Origin of the sequence: Alkalicoccus saliphilus (assembly GCF_003044065.1) — a bacterium.
Classification (GTDB): Bacteria; Bacillota; Bacilli; order Bacillales; family Salisediminibacteriaceae; genus Alkalicoccus; species Alkalicoccus saliphilus.
In genome coordinates, this window is record NZ_PZJJ01000036.1 from 1 (window position 1) to 24,482 (window position 24,482).

Below are 24,482 nucleotides of genomic sequence, written 5' to 3' on the forward strand. Positions count from 1 at the left end.
GACGTACTATAATCACCATAGATATCAATGGAACCGCAAAAAGATGACCCCTGTGCAATACAGGGATCATCTTCTAGAAGTAGCTTAGGCTTTTTAAAAATGTCCTTTACAAAGGGTACACTTTATATTATCCGACAGGCTTTTTGGTTTGTTGATATAGATAGACGCTGCCCTGCTTTCGCCTTCCGGGACGCTTTCCGGGCGGGCCGGGATTCGTCCCTGCGGCTGCTGCAGGGAAATGAAAAAAAGTTTTCTGCCATGAAAAACCTCTCTTTCAAACCGTTTTCTTCGACAAAAAAGTTCTCGCTCCGTAACGGCGGAGGCGCAGGCCAAACAGCTGAAGACCAGCCGCACACGGCAGCCTCGGTAAGTGGAGGAGCTTATACAACGACTGGAATAATTATTCTGAACTGATCATTTAATCAACAAACTGAAAAAGTATTTTTATTTGTACACCGCTTACTCTGCATTAGAAGAATAATTTCTCTACCCGCTTCAACAAACAAAAGGTTCTTCTATTTTTTCATACTGATTTGAAATGTTCCTGCTTCCTGTCCGTTGTAAGTGAGTTTAAATACATCTCCATCCACTGCCGGTCCTACCCCTTCTGGCGTTCCCGTAAATAAAAGGTCTCCCTGTCCAAGACCGAGATGCTTTCCTGCAAAAGCCGTCAGTTTTTCCAGATCGAAGATCATATTTTTAGGTGATCCCTGCTGTTTTACTCCGCCATTTTTAAGAAGCTCAAAGGACGTATCCTCCCATTTTCCTTTTTCGAATGAATAAAAAGGTCCCACTGCTGCAGAATCCCGGAATCCTTTGGATAAAAGCCACGGATACCGGAGTTCTTTTAATTTATCCTGTTCCTCCCTCAGTGTAAAATCGATCCCGACTGCCACTCCATCGATCAGTTCATCGAGAGATGCTCCCTCATACCACTCCGATTTGAATCGGATAACGAGCTCTGCTTCATAATGAACCGCTCCCCGGTCCACAGGAAAATACAGCGTTTTTTTTGCTCCATGCGCAAATGCATGTGTAGGCTTCGAGAACAGCATCGGACTTTCCGGCGCTTTATTCCCAAGTTCTTCCGCGTGTTTTAAATAGTTTCTTCCAACACAGTATATGTTTCTGACATCCATCGTATGTCCCCCTATTATGTTTGAATACAGCTGTTATAAATATGTATACAACCCGTGCTGTTATTGATACCGCCACGAAAACAGCTTTCATGGCGGCACGGTGTGAACACTTTACTGGTCATTGATTTTTTCATCTACCATTCCTTCCGTCTTTTTCACCTCTTCCAGAACTTCTTGTTTATGTTCCGGATCAACATCAAATTCCAATACATATTCAGGACGGTCCTTATTGGTGAACTTGTCTTTCAGCTTCTTTGCAGAAGTGAAAACGCCGGGCTGACCGGGGTGGGCGGTTCCGGGAGTTCCTATACCGGAAGCGGGAATTAATACTACATTTTTTTCACTGCTTTCTGGAATCCGGTCTACCATGACATCCTGTACGCGGTACTTACGAATGCTGGCAGCGGCGTCTTCCGCCTGATCTTCTGTTTGAAAATAAACCTGCAGCTTCATTCTGCATCCTCCTCTTATTCTGTGATTTATTTTTTTCTATTCCCCTGCTTTATTCTGCATAAACAAGGTGCCGTCTGCAGATAAAAAAACTACCCCCTGGGGCACGTTTTCCGGCTCAGGGGGCAGTTCTTTTATGGGTTCATTTCTTCAAGTACTTCCAGCACTTCTTCCCGCTCGTCTCCTGCGAGGTAGTCGATCTCTCTTGCCATTTCACCTGTTTCCGGCTGCACAGCAATCATTCCCCGGTAAATCATCTGTTCTTCTTCATCGATGAATTCAAGGGAAAGTCCTATTTCCGCAGAAGTATCGCTGAGAAGGTCAAAATCCAGATCATTTTCTTCGGCCAGAGCCTGATGGGAATCTGGATCTGATGGGCTGATACCGTAAAGGTTGTATCCAAGCTCTTCTATTTCATCTTTAAACTCATTCAGCTCAACTAGCTGAGATAGACAGACACTTCAGTTGACACCTGTAAAGTAGTAATATAAGTCAGCACGGTCTTCCGTGAATACTTCTACATCTTCCCCGCTTTGGTTAGGCAGAGCAGTGGTATATTCCGACGCTTCGTAGGATTCTGTTTCTACTGCCGCAGAAGAACAGCCTGCAGCGATCAGGGCAAAAACAGCCATAAATAATAATTTTTTCATTTTTATGTGTCCTCCTTTCCCTTTCCTAAGAGTATCAGAAAGAAAGTTTCAGCAAAAGTCCCTTTTAAAAACGTCATGAGAACGTCACATACGCTGCAGTCCGAGATGAGCAAGACTTCCGCTGCCGGTAAACAGCCGTTCAATGTTTTTTTCCACAGCGTCATTTTTGAGAAGAGGCGGAGCGTGATGCGGCTTTTTACGGGCGTCTATGATCATCTGATCACATCCCCAGTGCTTGTAGCTGTAGGTTTCACCTACGCCGAAGATATCATGGGATGGGTTACTTCTCGTGAAAGCTGCCCATAAAAAGTTAGAGAGGGATTCCCCCGTAAACTGGGCGTCATCGCAGACCACGAGCAGCGGTATCTGCCCCATTCCCTCCTGTCCATGAAGAAAATCGGACAGCTGTTTCATCTCTTTTTCCGTTTTCTCTGCAGACGCATACACAGGCAGTTCCACCGCCGCAATTCCAGGCATAATGAGAGAAGCATCCTTCACCCCGGGAGCGTCACGGAGAGTGGAGGGAATACTTTCAGACAGCTGCCGCTTTTTCTCTCCATAGGCAGCAATGATTACTTTGCTGCCTTCGTTCAGTCCGGTGCCGGAATAATCCAGCGTATCAATAGTCGTATTCGTCTGAAAGTGAAGATCCCTCTGCAGATCGATCCGTTCCAGAATATAAGTAAGAAACGACTGCTCCTCATGGGTTGAAAGATCTTCTTTCCCGCCGGTAATAAACAAATACTTCGCAAGACTCAGCTGACCAAATCCAAGTATGCGGTTCGCGAGTGTTAACAGTTCTGCCGGACGTTTCGGCTTATCATATGGAGTATATCGTTCACTCCCTATCGCAAACAGCAGTGGATGCACCCCGGAAGCGTCCACGGCATGAACTTCTTTCACACCTGGTATTTCCTGCCGCACGGCATCCCCCGTAAGTTCATGAATCATCGTTCCAAACGTCGTATCTTCCTGCGGAGGCCGTCCTACTACCGTGAATGGCCATATGGCGTTTGTTCTTGCATATACTTTGTTTACCCGCATCACCGGAAATTCGTGTGTCAGACTGTAATAGCCGAGATGATCACCGAACGGTCCCTCCGGCTTTGTTTCATCCGGATAGATTTCTCCAGTAATGACGAAATCAGCGTCGTTACTGACCGCATATCCTTCTTTATCGTAGCTGTAGCGGAAACGTCTTCCCGCGAGCATCCCCGCAAACGTCATTTCACTCAGGCCTTCCGGCAGCGGCATAACAGCAGATAAGGTATGGGAAGGCGGCCCGCCGATGAAAATACTTACTTTTAACGGCTCTCCTTTTTTTACAGCTTTTGACTGGTGAACCCCGATTCCCCGCTGGATCTGATAGTGGAGACCCACTTCCTCATCCATTATGTAGTCGTTGCCGCTGAGCTGGACCCGGTACATACCGAGATTTGCATTCATAATTCCCGGTTTATCCGGGTCTTCTGTGTAAACCTGCGGAAGCGTTACAAACGCTCCACCGTCAGCCGGCCAGTGTTTAATGAGTGGAAGATCGGAAATACGGATCTCCTGCTCTCCTGCCGGTTCCAATGCTTTTCTTTTCAAAGGAAGAGCATTCGTTGCGGCGAGTCCCGAGGTGAAATGCCTCCATGGTTTTTTCATCGCTGCTGCCGGGTCGTTTCGTACTTCCATTACTTTCTGCACGTTTTTCAGCGTCGAACGGAACATAAACCGGCTTCTTTCCATCGTACCGAAAAGATTGGATACTGCCGGAAACTTCGATCCCTTTACATTTTCAAACAGCAGGGCCGGTCCTCCCGCTTCATGTACGCGCAGGTGAACGGCGGCCATTTCCAGCTCCGGATCTACTTCTTCTTTAATACGTACCAGGTGTCCATGCTTTTCCAGATCATCCACTGTTTCTTCCATGCTTTTGTAAATCATATTTCCCACCCTTTTCTGCGCTGTTTATTTTTCAGGTACACGTGCTGTAAGTTGTATAAAAACAGATCCCGGCATGTTGTCTTTCCGGACGATCTCCAGGCCGCTCTGACGAATAAGGCTTTCTGTGTCCCGATTCAGATGGCACCCCCCGCATACGGCTTTCCAGACCGGTGTCAGCTTATCGCTCATTCTTGCAGCAGCCGGATGGGAAGGACGGACATGTTCATAAAAAAGGACTTTTCCACCGGGACGGGCGACGCGTATAATTTCCTTCAGAGCTTGTTCTGGTTCTTGAATTGTACAAAAAACAAGTGTATTAATGACAGCATCAAAACTATTACTTTCAAAAGGCAGTTTCTCTGCCGTTCCTTCCTTCACATAAATGGGAACGGACGACCGGAGGCTTCTCGGCAGGGAGCGTTCCCGGAGATTGCCATCCGGCTCTACTGCCTGCACTTCCTCTGTGTCTTCCGGATAATAAGCAAAATTCAATCCTGTTCCTGATCCAATTTCCAGCACCCGGCCGGAAACATTTTGAAGCATTTTTTTTCGGATTTTCTGCATATGAAATAGTTCCAAAGGTTTCATTAACGGATCATACAGGGCGGCAAAGATTTTTCCCAACGTCACTCCCTCCCTTCTTCCTGTTATTATATCAGCCTTCGTTCTTCTTCTGTTATTCCCCGCATAAATTTGATAGGATAAGAGGAGTTTATTATTCCATTTATAGGGGATGTTTTTTATGCTCGGTGCTCTTATCTTTGCCGTTACGATGTTTGTCGGCTGGACTATTTTTGATTTAGTCAAGCATAAAAAAATAATGAAGGAAAACGTCATTTCCGGACTCGTTGCTGCTGTTACTGCCGGCATTGCCTGGTATATTCTGTTTGTTATTTTTTAGCTTTCTCCACTTCGAACATGCTTATTTTTCGAAGAAAGCAGAGAGCTCTCCTAATCAAAATAAATATGAATAGAATACCCCATCTCTGCAAAGAAAAGGTTTTGCTTTTAAATAGACAGGTTATTAGAAAAAGGAAGTACTATCCATTTCGATCCTACTAAAAGGAGGAGTTGCATGGTTTTTTATTTTCACGGTACGAAAGTGGAAGAAACTGAAAGTAAGAATGTATCTGAAGATAAGGGAACGGTAGTTTTTGAATGCACACCGGAAGATGGAGCGCCTTTTGCAGTAACAATTGAACGCCGCGGGGACGAGTATATAAACACAGCTAAAGGGCTCGTTGGAAACAAAGTGGATGAACCTGAGAAATTTGAAGAGGCTCTCCAGAAAAAGGCGAAAGAGATTTTGGACAGCTGACGCATCAGCCGGAGCGGGCATTTCCCGCTCTTTTTATCTGTCTGGAAAAAATTCCGGAAAAATAAAAAATGTGCTTGCACACACGTTTAGTATTCGGTATAATCCGTAATGTAGCAAAAAAACGGGGGCTTCCCCGGATACACATATGGGGCATTAGCTCAGCTGGGAGAGCGCCACACTGGCAGTGTGGAGGTCAGCGGTTCGAGCCCGCTATGCTCCACCATATTTTATATAACCAAAGACACTCACTTCAGTATTATTAATGAAGAGTGTCTTTTTTTGATATCTTTTTAATAGTTTGATTACGAAGCTGGCTGTTTAAAAAAGGGAAAAGTACATTGATGTCAAAAGCACGTACGTTCAGATCAAGATGTTGTTTTATTCCTTTACTTTTACAGCTTCCCAGGACATATCCCCATTTTCAAGAATTACAGCATTCAGCTGCTCTCCAAAGGCAGCTCCCCCATCAATTGCCGTTCTTGTTCCACAGGAAAGGGTAAAAGGAGAAAAATCCTGCATGTCTTCCCCATACTGCCGCCGGAGTATGCCTGTCGGAGTATGTCCGAAAAAAATATGCTTCCCTGTAGTATTTCCACCTGTCCAGAATTTTTCGCGTATCCACCGGAAGTCTTCCTCCGACGTTGTGCGGAAATCTTTTTTATCCGGATCTACTCCGGCGTGAACGTATATGGCTTCATCCGTTTCATAATAATTGTCCATCCCACGGATCATCTCCAGAAGCTTTGTATATTTTTCTTCAATCAGTTTCTGAGGTACCGCATCCATCTCTATATCCCCAAGCAGACTCCGTATTGTTGTACCCCCGCCATTTTGAAAATAATGTACCGCCCGCCTCGTTTCATTCGGATAATCGAGCCAGTTTAAAAACATGTTTTCATGGTTCCCTCCGAGGACGACGGCTCCATGCTGTTTCAAAAAATGTACATATTCCAACACTTCGAGGCTTTCTTCTCCCCGGTCAATATAATCACCCAGCAGAATAAGACGATCCTGTTCTTCATTAAAATTAATTTTTTTCATCAGTTTTTTAAAGGTCTGGAACTGACCGTGAATATCCGCTATAACTATCGTCCGCATTCCTTTCCCTCCTATACTGTACTACGCTTTGTTTTCTGTAATTTATTTTTATGATTCAGCTCTTCCCACAAAAAATCTTACTGGAAAGTAAGCTGATGCTTTTCAAACTGCCGCGGATAATTTTTTAAGATCCTCAACGAATACTGAAAGGTATGCGAAACTTCTATACAGTATGTCTTGTATAGAAATTGAGCCTGGCGCAGAGTCCTGAAAGAAATCCCTCAGGTTTCATAAGCGCAGATTAAGGCAATTGAGAATGAATAGTGCTATTTCGAAGCAAAGGACTGATACTGTATGAAATTAGGTTATGCGTGCATTAATTTGACAATACCGACCCGTTTTCGGACGTGCCGGTTAAAAACGCTGGAGGAACAGGGAATGCATAAAGCAAAAGAGCTTACCCTGAATAATTTTCTTGAAGTAGAAAAAGCTGTGAAATGGAACATAGAAAATGGTATTTACTTCTACCGGCTGAGCAGTGATCTTGTTCCTTTTGCCTCCCATCCGATCATGGACTGGGAATGGTACGAGGACGAAGATATTCTTAACGTAACGAACCGTATCCGCGATCTCGCTGCAGATTACAATATGCGGCTTTCCATGCACCCCGGCCAGTATACTATTTTGAATTCCACGAAACAGGAAGTCATTGATAAAGCTGTTCTCGATCTGGAGTATCACGCCCGGGTGCTGGAGATGACCGGTGGAGATGATATGATTCTCCATACCGGCGGTGCCTATGGGAATAAGGAAAAAGCAAAAGAACGTTTTATTGAGACGTACCGGACGCTTCCGGAAACAGTTACTTCCAGACTCATTCTGGAAAACGACGATAAAGTATTTCATTTAGAAGATGTCGTTGAAATCTCCCGCAGCTGCGGTATTCCTGTTTGTTTCGATATTCATCATCACCGCTGCAACACTTACCCCGGAACTACAGAGCTGACCGAGCTTCTGGATGAAGTCGTTGACTCCTGGAAAACAAAAGGCCGGCCGAAGATGCATATCAGTTCCGGCAGAACAGGCCCGGAAGACCGGTCTCACCACGATTACGTCCTGGAAGAAGACTTCGACTCCTTCCTGCAGGTGCTCGGCTCGACGGAAGTTGACATCATGCTGGAAGCGAAACTGAAAGAAAAAGCTGTTCTCCGTATTTATGAGCATCTCGGTCAAACATCCTATCTGGAAAAGGAACCGTCCACTATCCGATAAGCAGAGCAATTTATTTTCTATACCCGTTATTTCTGGAAATATTCTGCACTTTTACCACCTGCCTCCCTTAAAATCGGCTTCAGTCTGGAGGAAGGACTTTAGCAGAAACTGCTGAAAACAAGCCGGCTGTAACGAAAGCCTCTTCCATCTTCTCTATTTTTTCAGCTTCTGTTTCTATTACAAAATGGATTCATCTGTCTAAAAATACTTTATAAAAAGACTGAAGAACCTGCCGGGAAATCCCGCCAGGTTCTTTCTTTATACTGTTAATTACATTTTTCTGCTGAAATGGCTCTTTTACCAGTTGGTGCGTATATATCCACCCGTTGAAATTATGCTGCTACATACCTTTCAAACGGTCTTCCAGCTTTTTCTTTTCGTCCTCGAATCCCGGCTTGCCTAGAAGAGCAAACATGTTTTTCTTGTAAGCTTCGACTCCCGGCTGATCAAATGGATTGACCCCAAGCAGGTAGCCGCTGATTCCACAGGCCTTTTCAAAGAAATAAATCAAGTAGCCGAAATGATACTCACTGAGCTCCGGAATATTTATAATAAGGTTCGGTACTCCACCGTCCAGGTGGGCAAGCATGGTTCCTTCATAAGCTTTGTCATTTACAAAACTCATTGTTTCTCCCGCAAGATAGTTCAGACCGTCAAGATCGTTTTCTGCTTTTTCTATTTGAATTTCCTCTTTTACGCTGTTCACATGCAGTACGGTTTCAAAGAGATCACGGCGTCCGTCCTGGACGTACTGGCCGAGAGAATGAAGGTCTGTTGAAAAGTCAGCAGATGCCGGGAACAGTGCTTTTCCATCCTTTCCTTCACTTTCTCCGTAAAGCTGCTTCCACCATTCGCTGACGTAGTGAAGAGCAGGTTCATAATTCACCATCAGCTCCACAAGGTTGCCTTTATTATAAAGAGCGTTGCGGACAGCCGCGTACTGGTATGCTTCGTTCTGCTTCAGGTCTGGATTGCTGTACGCTTCCCTGGCATCCGCAGCACCTTTCATCATTTCTTCGATATCAAGACCTGCAGCTGCAATCGGCAGAAGTCCTACAGCTGTAAAAATGGAAAAACGGCCTCCTACATCGTCCGGAATGATAAAAGATTCATACCCTTCTTCTTCTGACAGCTGTTTCAGTGCTCCCTTTGCCTTATCAGTTGTTGCATAAATCCGCCGGCGTGCCTCTTCCACACCGTATTTTTTTTCTACATAGTCACGGAAAATACGGAAAGCAATAGCTGGTTCCGTCGTCGTCCCTGATTTCGAAATGACATTAATGGAAACATCTTTACCTTCAATTGCTTCCATAAGATGCTTTACGTACGTAGAACTGATGTTATTTCCTACGTAGAAAATCTGGGGTGTCCGGCGTTTGTTTCCATCGAGTTCGTTGTAAAACGTATGTGTCAGCGCTTCGATCGCTGCCCGGGCGCCAAGGTAGGAGCCCCCGATGCCGATTACTAAAAGCACTTCAGAATCAGACTGGATTTTTTCCGCTGCTTTTTGAATACGTGCAAATTCTTCTTTGTCATAATTAACAGGCAGATCCATCCATCCCAAAAATTCGCTGCCGGCTCCCTTTCCTTCGTGAAGTGTTTCGTGCGCCGCAGTTACGGCTGGCTGCATGTACTCTACTTCATGTTCTGCGAGAAAAGCTGAAGCCTTGGAATAGTCGAACGAAATCTTGTTAGACATAATTTAGTCTCCTCTGTTATCTTTTTTGTAAATCTTCTCTATTCACTGTATAAAATCAGGCAACGACATGCAAGCAAACTCAAAAATGTAACCGGTGCCAAATACATTAATTTCTTAATCCGGGACTTTTCCTGATGTTTCTTCTTATTCGAGCCGGTATTTCTTTTCCAGAACAGCGACAATTACCCACGCAGAAAGACTGCTCACGAAGAGAAATGGAGTTCCGGGAAAGAAAAGCAGCACCGCAAAAGAACCGGTATTGTTCAAGGCATGAAGAACCATGACAAGAGGAATCGAAACCGTTTTTTCAAAAATGAAATTTGTAATGTAGTTCATGGCAATGATGGAAACCGTGAAACCTGCGAGCGAAGGGAGAAGGACTATCAGCCCTGCTTCTGCATATAAAACAAACAGAAGCGGATAGTGCCACACGGCCCATATCAGGCCGCCCTTCCAGGCAGCTTCCCAGAATGAGACACCTTTTTCCCGGAAATAAGGGTACAAAATACCTCTCCATCCAAACTCTTCCGTTCCACTTGTTAAAAAGTTTGCGATAAAATAAAGGCTGATCAACCCGGATGCCTGCACAAAACCAGGTACGGGACTTGCTCCTGCGGTAAAAAACAGACTAAGAAGCAGTGCAGGAATCGTTATCACCACTGGAATTACAACAATCATCCAGACATATCGTGCCATGCTGCGATCCGGGCTCCAGCGCTTAAACTTTCCTCTATTAAACAAAAATCCAAGCAGCGGCCCATAAACCCCCGCAGCAAATAAAAGCTGTGAAAGCAGTCCCTCCTCCAATGAAAAGTACCGGAACAGATCAAAAACAATGACTTCTGTATCCAAGTCGTGATTTTGCTGCCTGCTCAGAAGAAAAGCTCCGATCCAGCACGTCCACGTCCAGCTGAAGGCGATGATAATATAGGAAACCATATGCTTTTTCAATTTCCTCTTCTCCTCTCTGCTCGTTCAGTTACATATTCACCGCCTTCTTCCTGTATTCCTCTATTTTTACTTTCTGACTGGACACTGATTATCCTTCTTCAGCCACATAAAAAAGGCCGTCCCGGAATTTCATTTCCAGGACGGCTTTTAACATAAGATTAACGGGACGTTTCGAGAATTGCTGTAACGTCTTCTTTCTGAAGTTTGTTGAAGTTTCCAAACGGCCCGTTGATCATCGCTTTGTCAGCAATTAAATCGATATTCTCTCCATCAATGTCGTAATCTTTCAGCCGGGCAGGTGCTCCGAGGGACTGCCAGAACTGCTCAAGCTTCTGAATTCCTTCTTCTGCGACCTGCTCCTCTGTTTTTCCTTCCGGATCCACGTCCCAGACACGCACAGCGAGCTGTACAAGCTTCTGCAGTCCTATCTGCTTATGATGGCGCATCCACTGCGGAAACAGAATAGCAAGACCCCCTGCGTGTGGAATATCATATACGGCGGATACGGCGTGTTCAATATTATGAGAGGCCCAGTCTCCGCGGGTCCCCATCTGCAGTGTGCCGTTTAAGGCAATCGTCCCTGCGTAAAGAATTGTCTCCCTGCGCTCTGTATCTTCAAGATTTTCAACAAGCCCCGGACCTGCATCAATAACCGTCTTCAGTACAGCTTCACACATATTCTCCTGAAGCGGGGTGTTGTCCTGCTGGTGGAAATACTGTTCGAGTACGTGCGTCATCATATCGACAATTCCGTACACAGTCTGATCTTTTGGAACCGATACTGTGTTAAGGGGATCAAGAATCGAGAATTTAGGGAAGACAAGCGGACTGCCCCACCCGTATTTTTCGTGTGTTTCCCAGTTGGTAATTACCGAACCGGCATTCATTTCTGAACCGGTCGCTGCAAGCGTAAGAATGGTGCCGAACGGCAGGGCATCTTTAGGCGTTTCCTTTTTTGTCACAAGGTCCCACGCATCGCCTTCATATTTTGCCCCGGCTGCGATAGCTTTCGTGCAGTCAATTACACTGCCGCCCCCGACGGCAAGCAGAACATCCACGTTTTCCTGCTTTGCTTTTTCCACCCCTTTTCGGACTGTGGAAAGTCTTGGATTCGGCTCCACACCCGAAAGTTCATATACTTCGAAGCCGCTGTCATTCAGCAGGCCCGTTACTTCGTCATAAAGCCCGTTCTTTTTTATACTTCCGCCTCCGTAGACGATCATGACCTTCTTACCGAAAGGCTTCAGCTGATCAACCAGCTGCTCTTGAACCTGCCCCTGGCCAAAAATCAGTCGTGTCGGGTTTTGATAAATAAAATTATCCATGTAGCAATCACTCCTCTTTACGATTTGCTGTACGGAGCATATTATCCCGCAAGGAGGAGGCGTTTGCAAAAGATGTGCTTTTATACGTGTGCAGTGCTGACGGAGGTAACCTCCCCGTAAAGAATCTGCTGTGAAAATATCCCTCTCTTCTCCACTGCCTCGTTTATAGAATTAAACGGGAAATCTATTGCAGATACCAGGAAGCCTCTTTCCCCTTACTTTTGATATAATTCTTTGTACATCATCTGATTTCACAGACACAAAAAGCCGCCGCCCAAAATGGACGACGGCTTTTTAGTCTGGAAGTGCCGGAAAAATCCGGCGCTCATGAGAAAAAGAATGAAATCTTACTTCTTGATGCGCTTGTTAAGATCCGCCTGGATTTCGTTAGACTGCTTCAACCAGTCCTTCAGCTTATCTTCCAGCGTGTTGAATCCCTGTGGCTGGCTCTGCTGGCTGCTTCCGCCGCCGCGCTTCTGGCCGCCGCCACCTTGACCCTGACCCTGGCTTTGACGAGGGCGCTCCTGGCGCTCCGGCTTCGGCTGGGTTTCTTTAATAGAAAGAGAAATCTTGCCGGACTGTTCATCAACAGAAAGGACTTTTACTTTAACAACGTCTCCTACAGAAAGCTCGTCGTTAATATCTTTCACATAGCCGTGGGCGATGTGTGAGATGTGAACGAGACCCTGCTTCTTTTCGTCTAACGCAACAAATGCACCAAATGGTTTGATTCCAGTAACTTTTCCTTCAACGATACTTCCAACTTCGTATTGACCTGACATGCAAACAACTCCTATATATTTTTTAACTGTGTAATTGTAACATGATTCTTCAAAAATAACAAAAGGAAAGAAGACTTAATTCCGTACATTTTTAACAAACGCTGCTATGCGGTCCACTGCTTCCTCCAGTTGACTCATCGATGCAGCATAGGAACAGCGTACATGTCCTTCTCCACCGGCTCCGAACACATGACCAGGGACCACAGCTACACGCTGCTCAATGAGAAGTTTTTCCGCGAATTCCTCCGAAGTCATACCTGTCGCACGGATGGAAGGGAATGCGTAAAAAGCTCCTCCTGGAGAATGACACTCCAGACCCGCTTCCCGCAGCGATTCAACAAAATAGTTCCGGCGCTGGCGGTAGCTGACGATCATTTCCTCCATCTCCTGACGGCCGTTCTTCATTGCTTCAAGCGCTGCATACTGTGCCATCGTAGAAGCACACATCATCGCATACTGATGAATTTTCAGCATGGCTTTAGCATAAGGAGCAGGGGCACATACATAGCCCACACGCCACCCGGTCATTGCAAATGATTTGGAAAATCCGGAAATCAGAACTGTCCGGTCCCACATCCCTTCCAGCGCAGCCGTACTGACATGTTCTTCATCGTATGAAAGCTCTGCATAAATTTCATCGGAAAAAACAACAAGATCGTGCTCCTTCACAAGAGCAGCGATTTCCTCCAGCTCCGCTTTTCCCATAACAGCTCCCGTCGGATTGTTCGGAAAGGACAGCATAATAGCTTTCGTGTCTGGTGTCAGACGTTCCCGAATAGCTTCCACACTGACCTGAAAGTTATTTTCCATGGAAGTCGGTACCGGTACCGGCACCCCTCCTGTAAGGGACACGAGAGGGGCATAGGAAACGAAGCAGGGTTCGACAACCAATACTTCATCCCCGGGGTCCACCACGGCACGAAGAGCAATATCAAGCCCCTCACTGGCTCCTACCGTGACGATGATTTCATCGGCAGGATCGTATGTCGTCTGAAAACGCTCCTCCATGTAGCGGGATATTTCCTCCCGGAGTTCCATCAGTCCGGCATTCGCCGTATAGGAGGTCAATCCCCGCTCCAAAGAATGAATGCTCGCTTCTCTTACGTTCCATGGCGTCGTATAGTCCGGCTCTCCAACACCGAGGGAAATAATATTATCCATGGAAGAAGCCAGATCAAAAAAACGACGGATACCGGAAGGGGCAATACCTTCCACATTTCGTGACAGTTTTACATTGTGTTCTGCTTTTACATAGGTCATGGTGATACCACCATTCGGTGATCATCTTCGTCATCATCGACAAAAATAATACCGTCATGCTTATACTGCTTCAGCCGGAAATGAGTAGTCGTGGAAATGACTGATTCCAGCGTGGACAGCTTTTCTGAAACAAAATTGGCAATTTCCGACATAGTGCGCCCTTCAATCATAACAGACAGATCATACGTGCCGGACATAAGATAGCAGGCTTTAACTTCTTTGAAACGATAGATTCTTTCTGCTACTTCGTCAAACCCGCGTCCGCGCTGCGGAGTTACTTTTACATCGATCATCGCGGTCACCATTTCCGTTCCTACCGCTTTTGTCCAGTCTATAATCGCAGAATATCCGAGGATCACTTTCTGTTCCTCCAGATCGCTCAGCATATCCCTGACTTCATTTATTGGAAGCTCCAGCATTTTCGCCAGTTTATCAGAAGCCATACGGCCCTCTTTTTCAATTAAAAGTAATAGTTCCCGTTCTTTATCCGTCATACTTTTCCCTCCTTGATTCCCTACATTCTACACCACAGCCGGCACCTCTTCCAGAGGGATTGGTAAAGATTTTGAATTTTTAGGCAAGCTTTTTCTTTTTAAATAATATACAGGCGGCAGTCAGCAGTCCGGCGGTAAGAAAAAGCGTAAAGAAAAGTGCCCCCAAAAAGCCGGCACTGCTGCTTCCAGTCAGATAAAGGCTGCTGCTCTGTGCCGACAGAGTTCCCGGCGAATAAATCAAACGTTCCGGCAGAAAAGACGCAGACAAACTAACAAGGAGAGCTGTTATAAGCGTTAAAAAGGCCGCGCCGCCATATCCTTTAATAAACGAACTGAAAAAGAAAAGGAGGGAAATGACAAAAGCGAGCCAGACGGCATATATGGACGCGCCCTTCAAAACATGTACAGGCTCCAGGCTGCCAAATAAAATGACGGTATAGTATACAGCCGCTGCTATACCACCCGCATACGCCATAAAAGAAAGCGAATAGGCCTGGGCGGCTTTAGAAAGTATGAAGTTCGCCTCACTTACCGGTTTTGACAAAATCATCAGATGGGTCCCGTGCTGCCTTTCCCCAGCTGTTGAACCCATAAAAGCAAGTACGAGAATCAACAGACCGATCTGGTTAAACTGACTTTGAACCGCCGGAAGAATTTCTTCAGCTTCCGGAAGGGGGATATCAAATACGGTGCCTTCCGGCAGTCCCCCCACTGTCTGAAGAATAGTGTCCATATAATAAACCGTCAAAGGCTGGGAGGCACCTAGTATCATAAAAACAATTGGAACCCAGAGGATTTTCCAGTTTCTGAATGCTTCCAGCCATTCTTTTTTATACATTACCCAAAATTGTTTCACCGGTCCATCACCTTCACAAATATATCTTCCAGTGATACAGACTCTGCTTCCACTTTTGTATAAAGAGCATTAGTATCTCTTAGAAGGCGCAGTACACCGTCCCTGCCCTGCGTCATATTAGCTGCATGAATACGAAGCTTTCCGCCGTCAAGCTCTACGGCCTCCACCCAGTTTTCTCCCTGGAAAGCTTCCGCAAGCTCCTGAATTTCCCCCTTCGTTTCTATTAAAAAAACCGGCAGCGCATAGTTTTTCTTCAAGTCTGCCAGCGTGCTCTCCATTATTATTTTTCCATTTTTCATCATATAAACATCATCACTTACTTGTTCCGCTTCCCCGAGAACATGAGTGGAGAAAAGAATGGCGGTGTCTTTTTTTAATTTTTCCATCAGTTCAATGACCTCTCTTCGTCCAAATGGGTCGAGAGAGGACACCGGCTCATCCAGGATAAGCAGTTCGGGATGGTTAACAAGAGCCTGGGCAATCCCAAGCCGCTGCTTCATCCCACCGGAATAGGAAGCAATTCGTTTAGTCCCTGATTTTTCGAGACCCGTTACAGCGAGCAGCTCCTCCGCCCGGCTGTCTGCAACTTTTCTGGAAAGACCAAACAGCTCCCCTGCATACCGGATATACTCCCTGCCGGTCATCCAGTTATAAAACTGCGGAAACTGCGGGAGATAGCCGATTACCTCGCGGCGGTCCTTTTGACTGCCGGAAAGTGTAACCTGGCCTTTCTCCGGCTTCAGCAATCCTGTAATAATCGACAAAAGCGTGGTTTTCCCCGCTCCATTCGGACCGATCAGAGCGGTACACCGGTCTTTTTTTATATGGAGATCTGCGTTATCCACTGCTGTCGTTTTCCCGTAAGTTTTCTGCACTCCAGTAACTCGCAGCATCTTGTTTTATTTCCTCCTTCCGAAAATAAAATAAAGAATCGGGCCGAAAAAATTAATAAATACTATAACAAGAATCCATACAACGCGGCGTTCCTTCGTCATGTCCTGGCGAATACAGGCAATCAGCGCTGCAAGGGTGAGCACCATATCCAGCATCATCAGCGGCAGGAAAATATTCCAGTTAATATGTGTCAGTTCCTCCAATTCCAAACCTCCTCCCAGACAGTTTCGTCTATGTGAAGCAGCCTTCCGGCGTGCTTTTGCAAAGCTTTTTCAACCCTTCTAATAGTATCATATCTCACTATTTCCGGGAAAATGACTTTTTGTTGAAACTTTTTGCTTTCTTTTCCGCTATACTACAAAGAGACGTATTTATAGAGAGGATGGATTGAATGAAAAAGGCAGCTGGTCTGACACTCCCTGCGGTACTCTTTTTGACAGCATGCGGTGCAGCAGATGATGGAATGTCGACAGAAGAAATACTTACCCGTTCAGCAGAGGCCATGGAAAACGTCTCCTCCTACGCCGTTTCCTCAGACGTGGATCAGACGATGGAAACCGGAGCGGACACGATGGACTTTGCCACGAACAGCCGGATGGAAGTAACGCAGGACCCCCTTGCCTATCATGAAGTAACGGAGATGACAATGATGGGCGAAGCGGAAGAGATGGAGTTTACTTCCTACTTTCATGAAGACTATGGATTTTACCTCCAGGACCCTTTAATGGGCGGATGGATGCAGCTTCCGGATGAAGCACGGGAAGATATGATGGCTATGGCTGAAATTCAAATGAGTCCGGAAGATCAGCTTGAGCAGTTTCAGGAACACGTTTCGGATATCGACGTGGAAACTGCTGATAATGAATACATCATCCATCTTTCAGGTGAGAACCTGGACGTGGAAGAAATGATGGAGCAGATGGGCGGCATGGACGGTATGGGGGAAATGATGGATGTCATGGAGGACGTCGACATTCAGGAATTCGATTATACCATTCGTATCGACTCGGACACTTTTTATCAGACGGCTGCATCCATATCCATGTCGATGACGATGGATATGATGGGACAGACGACATCCATGGACCAGGCAGTTGACATGACGATGGACAGTTTCGATGAAATCGGCGACATCACTATTCCTCCGGAAGTCATTGACGAGGCGGAGCAGATAGACGAAAGCGAACTGGAAGGGGGCTTCTAAAGCCCGACTAGTACGGAGGCTGTCTCAAAAGGGTCATAGAGACAGCCTGAACAGCACGAGTGGAGCCGGACGAAGGTTTTAAAACCCTGTCAGATCAGGATTTATCTGACAGGGTTTGGTACGTGCGAAGCCGTGCTCTCTTACTTATGGGATCCCCCTTTTCAGGCCGTTGTTAAATGAACGATGCAGAAGATTTATTCCAATCACTGCATAAACTCCTTCTCTTACCTTGCCGCGAGGTGGCCTTCAGCTGTTTTAACCTGCGCCTCCACCGGTTTTGGAGGGACAACCATCTCTTTATCGAAGAAAACGGTTTTAATTTCCCTGCACCAGCCGCAGGGACGACTCCTGGGCGATTAAGGACGAGGAGTAGATCCATTGTAATTTTCTGTATTTTAGGAAATTACAATGGGCAGGAGCGAAGCCGGTAGCTGGCTCCCTTCCTTTGGCTGTGCGGAGCCATCCCTTGGGAAGGAATCAGCTGAGGCCCGCCCGGAAAGCCTCCCGGAAGGCGAAAGCAGGGCAGCGTCTATCTATACACGCAAAAACACTTTATCAACAGCCTGAAAACGGAATGTATGTCTTTTGAGCAATATCTTTTTAGTCCAGCCAGCCTTTTTCCCGGCACAGCGTAATTGCTTCTATCCGGTTCGATACTTCCAGCTTATCGAGCACGCTGGAAATGTAATTGCGGACGGTACCATTTGTAAGAAATAAAGCAGAAGCAATCTGCTTTGTCGTTTTCCCATCCGATATAAGCTTCATTACTTCTTTTTCCCTCTCAGTGAGAGGATTCCGGCTGTCATACACCATATCTATAAGCTCCGGTGCATATACTCTCCGCCCATCCATAATTGTACGGATGGAATTCGCGAGATCTTCGCTGGGGCTGTCCTTCAGCAGATAGCCGCTCACCCCCGCTTTCCTTGCCCGCTCAAAATATCCCGATCTGGCAAACGTCGTCAGTATAATGATACGGCATGGATGATTCTTCAGCTCCTCTGCCGCGTCAAGTCCACTCTTTGTCGGCATTTCAATATCCATAATACAAATATCTGGATTCAGCAGCTGTACCATGTCCACCGCAGCTTCCCCGTTATCAGCTTTACCGACCACTTCCATATCTTCTTTTAAATCCAGCAGGGATCCTAGAGCTCCAAGCAGCATCTGCTGGTCTTCTGCCAGTACGATCCGGATCATGCTTTTCTCTCCTTCCTTACGGGTTGTACAATTCTCGGAACACGCATAGACAAAGTTGTTCCTGCATTCGATTTTATTTCTAGCGTCCCGTTTACAAACTCCAGCCTTTCTCTCATTCCCTGGATACCACTTTCCTGCAGGGAAACCGTCTCTGCAGAAAAACCGTCTCCATTGTCTTTCACTTCCACGAGAATTTCTCTCGAAGACTCCTCAATAGAGATTTCACAGAGCGAGGCATAACTGTGTTTCACAATGTTAGTTACCGCTTCCTTCAGACACATACTCAAAGTGTTTTCGACGAGGAGCGGGATTTCCCCCAGTTCCTGATTTCCTGAAAATTGCAGTTTGATGCCTGCCATATCGAGAATTTCCTTCACGTGACGCATTTCCTCCCGAAGACGGGTCCCCTTCATCTCGGAAACAAGTTCTCTTACTTCTTTCAGGGCAAGACGTGCCGTCCGGTTAATGTCCTGAACTTCCTGCTGGGCTTTTAACGGTTTTGCGGTGATCAGTTTTTCTGCGAGATCGCTCTTCAGCCCGATCAATGATAATTTCTGCCCTAGCGTATCATGCAGATCCCTGGCTATCCGCTGTCTCTCTTCCATCACAATCAGCTGGGATATTCTTTCGTTCGCATCTTCCAGCTGGCCTTCCAGTTTTTCTTGTTTATTTTTGTTATAGATCGTAAATGGAAGGAGAATAATTCCTATCAGACTGATTACAATAAACGGAAGCTGCATCATAAAGATTTCACTTTGAATATAAAAACCGAACCCTACGGCAGCCCCTCCAGATAAAACGTTTAACACGTAGAGCAGAATAAATGCTCTGAGGCTGTTCATATTCCCTACAAAAAATGCCAGGAACAAAAAGAAGTACACATAGCCGAAGTAAAGAGTCATGCCTATACTTATAGCAAGTTCTATTCCTACAGCAGCGTAGACTATCCACCCTTTTTTAATAAAAGAGAGACGGTAAGCAGTAAAAAACAGCACGATCATAAGCACACCGGCGATAACCTCTCCCGGGGTTGAGTTGGCGATAACAAAATAGAATGGCAGAAGACAAAAAATAATCCACGCATACAGACTTAAGCCGGTATTTTCAGGGAAAATGTGAAACCAGTTTCTCATGCAGGCACCTCCTTCACTTTAAATTTTTTCAGAATTCTTTAATGTTCTTTTTGACGGGCTTCACTGGTGCAGACCTTCTACTGTAAGTGTACCAAAAAGCCCTCTTCCGCAGGGGAAAAGGGCTTCAAAAAAACTTATTTAAGAGCTGACCTGCGTTTTTGCAGGGCGGACAACATTTTCCTGCCGTTTTAATTTTTTTGCTGCTTTGTATCCAGTGAAGCGTTTATTTTTTTCATCGTAAAGGCGGAAATTCACGGCTTTTAAACTCGTCCATAGATTAATCGTAGTTACCTGTTGAAGAGGAGTCGTTTCTTCATGGGTTTTTTCCAGATGGTAGTTTGGTACTTTCGGGCTGAGATGATGAACGTGATGGTAGCCTATGTTTCCCGTCAGCCACTGAATAACTTTCGGAAGCTGGTAATAGGAACTGCCATCCACCGCGGCTTTAACAAAATCCCACTCCGATTCATTCTCGAAATAAGAATCTTCGAATTGATGCTGAACATAAAACAGCCAGATTCCAAGTGCTCCGGATATAAACAGTACCGGTACTTGAATGAGAAGGAATGCCTGAAGTCCGATGCCCCAGATTAACAGTCCATAAATGAGTGCAATGGAAGCTGTAATAAGATGGGTGTTCCATCGTTCAGCTTTCTTTGCTCCCCGACGGTTAAAACGGTTGTCCACCATGAAAAGGAAGAACGGTCCAAGACCGAACATCACAATCGGATTACGATAAAGACGATAGGAGAGACGTTTCCAGAATCCTGCCTCCGCATATTCTTCCAGAGTCATAATCCAGATATCACCGGTGCCTCTTTTATCAAGATTTCCACTTGTTGCATGGTGTATCGTATGACTTCTCTTCCATTTATCAAATGCAAAGTGAGTAATTACCCCTGTAACAAAGCCTGTTATACGGTTAGCTTTTTTACTTTTAAAGAAGGAGCCGTGTGTGCAGTCGTGAAAAATAATGAACGTACGGACGACAAAGCCCGCAGCCAGAATGATGAACGGCAGTGCAAGCCAGTAGGAAACGCTGAGGCTCTGATAGGCAAGGTACCATAAAATAATGAAAGGAAGAATAGAATTAACTATCTGCCAGATGCTGCTTTTTAAATTAGAAGAAGCAAAAGGCGCTACGCTTTTTTTGAGTTCGGCTAATTGATTTCTGCTCATAGTTATTCCTCCTGAGTATTGCTGTTTGATAATTCTTATTCTACCGGCTTCTTCAGGTACCCGTAAGACATAGGTGTCAGGGTTTAAACATGACACTTGTCATGTTTACCAAAATGGAAAACATAGAATATAACGTTTTTTATTCCATAATAAAAAATATAAGTAGTCTTTTTATATGAAATAACCGGGTACTTCTGATATTTTTTATCCCTTCATATAAAAACGGACGTGGCATTGGCCACGTCCGTTTTTTATTTACATAATTACAGATTAAGCACAAGTACTTTATCCCGAAGCATGGAATCAATACTTCTTCCAATTCCCTGTACTCCCTGTCCGGAATTTTTAACCCCGAGAAACGGAAAGTGATCAGGTCCTCTGGAAGTTTTTCCGTTCACCTGGACTGTTCCAACATTCAGTTTATCCGCAATCGCAAAAGCATTCTCCAGATTTTTTGTGAAAATACTGGCCTGAAGTCCATAGGCGTTTCGCTTTTCAAGATCCACCGCCTCCAGCTCATTCGCAATACGCATAAACGGAAGTACCGGTCCAAACTGTTCCTCCCAGGCAACTTCCATATCTTCTGTTACGTGATCCAGCAGCGTAGGTCCCAGCAGATTCTTTTCCTGAAGACCTTCCTCTACAATGACTGCTCCCTTATTCCGGGCATCGTCGATAAGTGACAGAACATACTCTGCTGACTTTTGATCGATCATCGGTGTGACTGAAGCATCCTCGCTCGATTTTCCGACCTTAAGACCTTTCACAAGCTCCTGAACTTTCTGCAGAAGTTCATCGGCCACATTATCCATAACCATCACTCTTTTAATTGCTGTGCACCGCTGCCCTGAATAACTGAAGGCACCACTGACGATTTCTTTGGCTGCTTTATCCAGATCAGCATCCTCCAGGACGATAGCCGGGTCTTTTCCTCCGAGCTCCAGCACGACAGGAATCATCGAGGCTTTTCCTGCAATATGCTTTCCTGTATCTGTTCCACCTGTGAAAGTGATCATATCAACTTTAGGGTGTGTAACAGCGAAATCACCGATCACGGAACCTCTTCCCGTTACAACATTTAAAACTCCTTCTGGAAGACCCGCTTTGACAAGAGCCTCTACCATCAGCAGTCCGCTGACCGCCCCCTGTGTAGCTGGTTTAAACACGACGGTATTTCCAGTAATGAGTGCCGGCGCTATTTTGGAAGCTGCGAGATTCACCGGATAGTTGAACGGCGATACGGCCAGGACCACCCCGTGTGGGACTTTCTGAACCATTGCTTTTGTAGATTTTGAAGCTCCGGGGAAAGCATCTCCCTGAATAAAGCTTCCGTGAGTACGCAGCCCTTCCTCTGCCGTGTGACGGATAAGTTCTGCTGTGCGCTTTACTTCTCCTTCTGCAGAAGAAAGTGTTTTTCCAACCTCTTTATGTATCATGAGGCCGATCTCCGCCGTCATTTTTTCCAGTTCGTCTGCCCAGCGGTGCAGAAGCTGTGAACGTTCATGTCCTTCTGAAGCTTCCCAGTTTTCCTGAACAGCAGCCGTGCTGCGAATGGCAGTATCCACTTCCTCCTGGCTCAGCGCAGGTACTTCCCCGGTAAGAGCATGATCGTCAGGAGAATAAATTTTAATAGTTTCTCCACTTCCACTCTCTACCCATTCATTATTTAATAAAGTATTAAACTGTCCATTCTGCTGTCGTAAAGTCATTCCATTCACTCTCCTGTAGAAGATTTTCTTACATGATCGTAATGTTAATCATTAAAACATGTGAAAACTCTTACAAACAAGTGCTTTTTTCAAAAAAATCTAAAAATTATAAAGGTTCTTAAAAAGTAAACGCTGTCATATTGTTAATTGTTTACATATAATCTATTATTAAGTTTTAATGTTAATAAATAGATTCGTTAATAAAACCGTTTCGTTTTACGATAGAACTGTTAAAACATTCTTCTAAAAATCCTTCTTCAAAAAGAAATTAAATAATAATTTTATAAGACCTAAGTTTATCCGTTCTTTTTCTTACAATGTAAACTACCGTACTTAAAAACTGCATACAAAAAAAGACTGCTTTATCGAATAGATCGATAAAAACAGCCTCATTGATTAATAAGTTGGTGAGCCATGGAGGATTCGAACCTCCGACCCTCTGATTAAAAGTCAGATGCTCTGCCAGCTGAGCTAATGGCTCCTGCATATTACGCTTTTCTTTACCCTGCTTTACTCAGGATAAAACACAAAAAGAATGGTGACCCGTACGGGATTCGAACCCGTGTTACCGCCGTGAAAGGGCGGTGTCTTAACCACTTGACCAACGGGCCTCGTTTACGTTTTAAAAAAATTTTTTTTAGTAAAAATCAATGGCTCCACAGGTAGGATTCGAACCTACGACCGATCGGTTAACAGCCGATTGCTCTACCACTGAGCTACTGTGGAACAATGGTGGGCCTAAGTGGACTCGAACCACCGACCTCACGCTTATCAGGCGTGCGCTCTAACCAGCTGAGCTATAGGCCCCGGCATATTTTACATAAAAATGGAGCGGGTGATGGGAATCGAACCCACATCATCAGCTTGGAAGGCTGAGGTTTTACCACTAAACTACACCCGCACAGGGAAATCTATAAATTTTAATATGGCGCGCCCGAGAGGAGTCGAACCCCTAACCTTCTGATCCGTAGTCAGACGCTCTATCCAATTGAGCTACGGGCGCTTATTTATTTTATAATGGAGCGGGAAACGGGATTCGAACCCGCGACCCCCACCTTGGCAAGGTGGTGCTCTACCACTGAGCTATTCCCGCATATACTTGGCAGGGCTAGCAGGATTCGAACCTGCGAGTCACGGAATCAAAATCCGATGCCTTACCGCTTGGCTATAGCCCTAAATAAATCAATGGGGCGGCTGATGGGAATCGAACCCACGAATGCCGGAATCACAATCCGGTGCGTTAACCACTTCGCCACAACCGCCATAGTATGTATATTGGCAGGGGTAGCAGGAATCGAACCCGCATCAAAGGTTTTGGAGACCTTCGTTTTGCCATTAAACTATACCCCTGTGATGGTGGAGGGGGAGAGACTCGAACTCCCGAACCCGAAGGAGCGGATTTACAGTCCGCCGCGTTTGGCCAACTTCGCTACCCCTCCACGATTATCTGATATTTTCCTGAAAGTTTTACTCCAGTATTTTCAGATAAAAATGGCGGTCCCGACGGGAATCGAACCCGCGATCTCCTGCGTGACAGGCAGGCATGTTAACCGCTACACCACGGGACCAGTTTTATTAAAATAGAAATGGAGGAGGAAGAGGGATTCGAACCCCCGCGGGCTTTGACACCCCTGTCGGTTTTCAAGACCGATCCCTTCAGCCAGACTTGGGTATTCCTCCAAGTTAAATTGGTAGCGGAGGAGGGGATCGAACCCCCGACCTCACGGGTATGAACCGTACGCTCTAGCCAGCTGAGCTACTCCGCCAGAAATGGATTTGAAATAATATGGTGGAGCCTAGCGGGATCGAACCGCTGACCTCCTGCGTGCAAAGCAGGCGCTCTCCCAGCTGAGCTAAGGCCCCATATGTAAATCCAGCGACGTCCTACTTTTGCAGGGGGAGAGCCCCCAACTATCATTGGCGCTGGAGAGCTTAACTTCCGTGTTCGGCATGGGAACGGGTGTGACCTCTCCGCTTTCGTCACTGGATTCGGTTTTTGA

25 protein-coding genes, 16 tRNA genes, 1 rRNA gene and 1 pseudogene are annotated in these 24,482 nt (G+C 45.7%); 7 read left to right on the top strand and 36 right to left on the bottom strand.

The features are described 5' to 3' along the window. Both C6Y45_RS14920 and C6Y45_RS14925 read left to right on the top strand, forming a co-directional pair. Positions 1–88, top strand: an 88-nt coding sequence (locus C6Y45_RS14920; RefSeq protein ID WP_146159189.1) for an IS3 family transposase, incomplete at its 5' end; no start/stop codon positions are given. Positions 89–99: 11 nt separating this feature from the next. Beyond that, on the top strand, positions 100–414 hold the full coding sequence (locus tag C6Y45_RS14925; protein ID WP_107586035.1) for a hypothetical protein: 315 nt from the start codon (positions 100–102) through the stop codon (positions 412–414). Positions 415–515: 101 nt separating this feature from the next. On the opposite strand, the gene C6Y45_RS14930 is transcribed toward C6Y45_RS14925, so the two are convergent. The 6 genes and pseudogenes from C6Y45_RS14930 to C6Y45_RS14955 form a co-directional block, all read right to left on the bottom strand. After that, a complete protein-coding gene (locus C6Y45_RS14930; RefSeq protein ID WP_107586036.1) occupies positions 516–1,139 on the bottom strand; it encodes a fumarylacetoacetate hydrolase family protein in 624 nt (207 codons plus the stop codon). A 111-nt stretch (positions 1,140–1,250) separates the two neighbouring features. Further along, positions 1,251–1,592: a hypothetical protein gene (locus C6Y45_RS14935; protein ID WP_107586037.1), complete on the bottom strand. Its 342-nt coding sequence runs from the start codon at positions 1,590–1,592 to the stop codon at positions 1,251–1,253. 131 nt (positions 1,593–1,723) lie between these two features. Continuing rightward, a pseudogene (locus tag C6Y45_RS18130) lies at positions 1,724–2,035 on the bottom strand (redoxin domain-containing protein); the annotation flags it as partial. Between the two features lie 15 nt (positions 2,036–2,050). Continuing rightward, positions 2,051–2,239, bottom strand: coding sequence for a hypothetical protein (locus tag C6Y45_RS14945; RefSeq protein WP_107586039.1), 189 nt, complete (start codon positions 2,237–2,239; stop codon positions 2,051–2,053). 84 nt (positions 2,240–2,323) lie between these two features. After that, a complete protein-coding gene (locus C6Y45_RS14950) occupies positions 2,324–4,168 on the bottom strand; it encodes a UbiD family decarboxylase (RefSeq protein ID WP_107586040.1) in 1,845 nt (614 codons plus the stop codon). 24 nt (positions 4,169–4,192) lie between these two features. Further along, complete coding sequence (locus tag C6Y45_RS14955; RefSeq protein WP_107586041.1) at positions 4,193–4,792, bottom strand: class I SAM-dependent methyltransferase; 600 nt, start codon at positions 4,790–4,792, stop codon at positions 4,193–4,195. Between the two features lie 118 nt (positions 4,793–4,910). On the opposite strand from C6Y45_RS14955, the gene C6Y45_RS17800 reads away from it, so the two are divergent. The 3 genes from C6Y45_RS17800 (at position 4,911) to C6Y45_RS14965 (ending at position 5,709) form a co-directional block, all read left to right on the top strand. Beyond that, positions 4,911–5,069: a hypothetical protein gene (locus C6Y45_RS17800; RefSeq protein ID WP_170098750.1), complete on the top strand. Its 159-nt coding sequence runs from the start codon at positions 4,911–4,913 to the stop codon at positions 5,067–5,069. Between the two features lie 174 nt (positions 5,070–5,243). Next, complete coding sequence (locus C6Y45_RS14960; protein WP_107586042.1) at positions 5,244–5,486, top strand: hypothetical protein; 243 nt, start codon at positions 5,244–5,246, stop codon at positions 5,484–5,486. A gap of 147 nt (positions 5,487–5,633) precedes the next feature. Then, positions 5,634–5,709, top strand: a tRNA-Ala gene (locus tag C6Y45_RS14965). 155 nt (positions 5,710–5,864) lie between these two features. Here C6Y45_RS14965 and C6Y45_RS14970 read toward each other — a convergent pair. Further along, positions 5,865–6,584, bottom strand: a complete 720-nt coding sequence (locus C6Y45_RS14970; protein ID WP_107586043.1) for a metallophosphoesterase family protein — start codon at positions 6,582–6,584, stop codon at positions 5,865–5,867. A 294-nt stretch (positions 6,585–6,878) separates the two neighbouring features. Here C6Y45_RS14970 and uvsE point away from each other — a divergent pair, with 294 nt between their 5' ends. Beyond that, positions 6,879–7,796: a UV DNA damage repair endonuclease UvsE gene (gene uvsE / locus C6Y45_RS14975; protein WP_107586044.1), complete on the top strand. Its 918-nt coding sequence runs from the start codon at positions 6,879–6,881 to the stop codon at positions 7,794–7,796. A 340-nt stretch (positions 7,797–8,136) separates the two neighbouring features. On the opposite strand, the gene C6Y45_RS14980 is transcribed toward uvsE, so the two are convergent. From C6Y45_RS14980 to C6Y45_RS15020, 9 genes are all read right to left on the bottom strand, one after another. Beyond that, on the bottom strand, positions 8,137–9,495 hold the full coding sequence (locus C6Y45_RS14980) for a glucose-6-phosphate isomerase (protein ID WP_107586045.1): 1,359 nt from the start codon (positions 9,493–9,495) through the stop codon (positions 8,137–8,139). Positions 9,496–9,639: 144 nt separating this feature from the next. Further along, positions 9,640–10,446, bottom strand: coding sequence for a CPBP family intramembrane glutamic endopeptidase (locus tag C6Y45_RS14985; RefSeq protein ID WP_107586046.1), 807 nt, complete (start codon positions 10,444–10,446; stop codon positions 9,640–9,642). 158 nt (positions 10,447–10,604) lie between these two features. Further along, complete coding sequence (locus C6Y45_RS14990) at positions 10,605–11,771, bottom strand: iron-containing alcohol dehydrogenase (RefSeq protein ID WP_107586047.1); 1,167 nt, start codon at positions 11,769–11,771, stop codon at positions 10,605–10,607. 347 nt (positions 11,772–12,118) lie between these two features. Further along, the gene (yugI, locus tag C6Y45_RS14995) at positions 12,119–12,553 is read right to left on the bottom strand and encodes a S1 domain-containing post-transcriptional regulator GSP13 (protein WP_107586048.1); all 435 of its coding nucleotides are present in this window, start codon (positions 12,551–12,553) and stop codon (positions 12,119–12,121) included. Positions 12,554–12,628: 75 nt separating this feature from the next. Beyond that, the gene (locus tag C6Y45_RS15000; protein ID WP_107586049.1) at positions 12,629–13,813 is read right to left on the bottom strand and encodes an aminotransferase; all 1,185 of its coding nucleotides are present in this window, start codon (positions 13,811–13,813) and stop codon (positions 12,629–12,631) included. After that, positions 13,810–14,307 carry an Lrp/AsnC family transcriptional regulator gene (locus C6Y45_RS15005; protein WP_107586050.1) on the bottom strand — a complete coding sequence of 166 codons (498 nt, stop codon included), beginning with the start codon at positions 14,305–14,307 and terminating at the stop codon, positions 13,810–13,812. Before C6Y45_RS15005 ends, C6Y45_RS15000 begins: the two co-directional genes overlap by 4 nt. 79 nt (positions 14,308–14,386) lie before the next feature. After that, positions 14,387–15,163: an ABC transporter permease gene (locus tag C6Y45_RS15010; protein WP_107586051.1), complete on the bottom strand. Its 777-nt coding sequence runs from the start codon at positions 15,161–15,163 to the stop codon at positions 14,387–14,389. Further along, a complete protein-coding gene (locus C6Y45_RS15015; RefSeq protein ID WP_107586052.1) occupies positions 15,160–16,056 on the bottom strand; it encodes an ABC transporter ATP-binding protein in 897 nt (298 codons plus the stop codon). The genes C6Y45_RS15010 and C6Y45_RS15015 overlap by 4 nt, the downstream gene beginning before the upstream one ends. Before the next feature lie 6 nt (positions 16,057–16,062). Continuing rightward, positions 16,063–16,260 carry a PLD nuclease N-terminal domain-containing protein gene (locus C6Y45_RS15020; protein WP_107586053.1) on the bottom strand — a complete coding sequence of 66 codons (198 nt, stop codon included), beginning with the start codon at positions 16,258–16,260 and terminating at the stop codon, positions 16,063–16,065. Between the two features lie 188 nt (positions 16,261–16,448). On the opposite strand from C6Y45_RS15020, the gene C6Y45_RS15025 reads away from it, so the two are divergent. After that, positions 16,449–17,261 carry a DUF6612 family protein gene (locus tag C6Y45_RS15025; RefSeq protein ID WP_107586054.1) on the top strand — a complete coding sequence of 271 codons (813 nt, stop codon included), beginning with the start codon at positions 16,449–16,451 and terminating at the stop codon, positions 17,259–17,261. Between the two features lie 600 nt (positions 17,262–17,861). On the opposite strand, the gene C6Y45_RS15030 is transcribed toward C6Y45_RS15025, so the two are convergent. The 20 genes from C6Y45_RS15030 to rrf form a co-directional block, all read right to left on the bottom strand. Continuing rightward, positions 17,862–18,461: a response regulator transcription factor gene (locus C6Y45_RS15030; protein WP_107586055.1), complete on the bottom strand. Its 600-nt coding sequence runs from the start codon at positions 18,459–18,461 to the stop codon at positions 17,862–17,864. Beyond that, complete coding sequence (locus C6Y45_RS15035) at positions 18,458–19,594, bottom strand: sensor histidine kinase (protein WP_107586056.1); 1,137 nt, start codon at positions 19,592–19,594, stop codon at positions 18,458–18,460. Before C6Y45_RS15035 ends, C6Y45_RS15030 begins: the two co-directional genes overlap by 4 nt. 138 nt (positions 19,595–19,732) lie before the next feature. After that, positions 19,733–20,773, bottom strand: a complete 1,041-nt coding sequence (gene desA / locus C6Y45_RS15040) for a Delta(5) desaturase DesA (RefSeq protein ID WP_107586057.1) — start codon at positions 20,771–20,773, stop codon at positions 19,733–19,735. 263 nt (positions 20,774–21,036) lie between these two features. Next, entirely contained in the window at positions 21,037–22,482 is a 1,446-nt protein-coding gene (locus tag C6Y45_RS15045) for an NADP-dependent glyceraldehyde-3-phosphate dehydrogenase (RefSeq protein ID WP_107586058.1), read from the bottom strand. A gap of 405 nt (positions 22,483–22,887) precedes the next feature. Beyond that, positions 22,888–22,963, bottom strand: a tRNA-Lys gene (locus C6Y45_RS15050). Between the two features lie 55 nt (positions 22,964–23,018). Beyond that, positions 23,019–23,093 (bottom strand) — tRNA-Glu (locus tag C6Y45_RS15055). Positions 23,094–23,133: 40 nt separating this feature from the next. Then, positions 23,134–23,208, bottom strand: a tRNA-Asn gene (locus C6Y45_RS15060). Positions 23,209–23,212: 4 nt separating this feature from the next. Continuing rightward, a tRNA-Ile gene (locus C6Y45_RS15065) sits at positions 23,213–23,289 on the bottom strand. Between the two features lie 20 nt (positions 23,290–23,309). Beyond that, a tRNA-Gly gene (locus tag C6Y45_RS15070) sits at positions 23,310–23,383 on the bottom strand. A gap of 25 nt (positions 23,384–23,408) precedes the next feature. Then, positions 23,409–23,485 (bottom strand) — tRNA-Arg (locus tag C6Y45_RS15075). 15 nt (positions 23,486–23,500) lie between these two features. Continuing rightward, positions 23,501–23,575 (bottom strand) — tRNA-Gly (locus C6Y45_RS15080). 7 nt (positions 23,576–23,582) lie between these two features. Next, positions 23,583–23,657: transfer RNA gene (locus C6Y45_RS15085), tRNA-Gln, on the bottom strand. An 11-nt stretch (positions 23,658–23,668) separates the two neighbouring features. Beyond that, positions 23,669–23,744: transfer RNA gene (locus C6Y45_RS15090), tRNA-His, on the bottom strand. A 14-nt stretch (positions 23,745–23,758) separates the two neighbouring features. Next, positions 23,759–23,832, bottom strand: a tRNA-Trp gene (locus C6Y45_RS15095). A gap of 4 nt (positions 23,833–23,836) precedes the next feature. Then, positions 23,837–23,921, bottom strand: a tRNA-Tyr gene (locus C6Y45_RS15100). A gap of 53 nt (positions 23,922–23,974) precedes the next feature. Continuing rightward, a tRNA-Asp gene (locus C6Y45_RS15105) sits at positions 23,975–24,050 on the bottom strand. A 19-nt stretch (positions 24,051–24,069) separates the two neighbouring features. Further along, positions 24,070–24,162 (bottom strand) — tRNA-Ser (locus C6Y45_RS15110). 9 nt (positions 24,163–24,171) lie between these two features. After that, positions 24,172–24,248 (bottom strand) — tRNA-Met (locus C6Y45_RS15115). 21 nt (positions 24,249–24,269) lie between these two features. After that, a tRNA-Ala gene (locus tag C6Y45_RS15120) sits at positions 24,270–24,345 on the bottom strand. Positions 24,346–24,353: 8 nt separating this feature from the next. After that, positions 24,354–24,470 (bottom strand): 5S ribosomal RNA (rrf, locus tag C6Y45_RS15125). Positions 24,471–24,482: the final 12 nt, after the last annotated feature.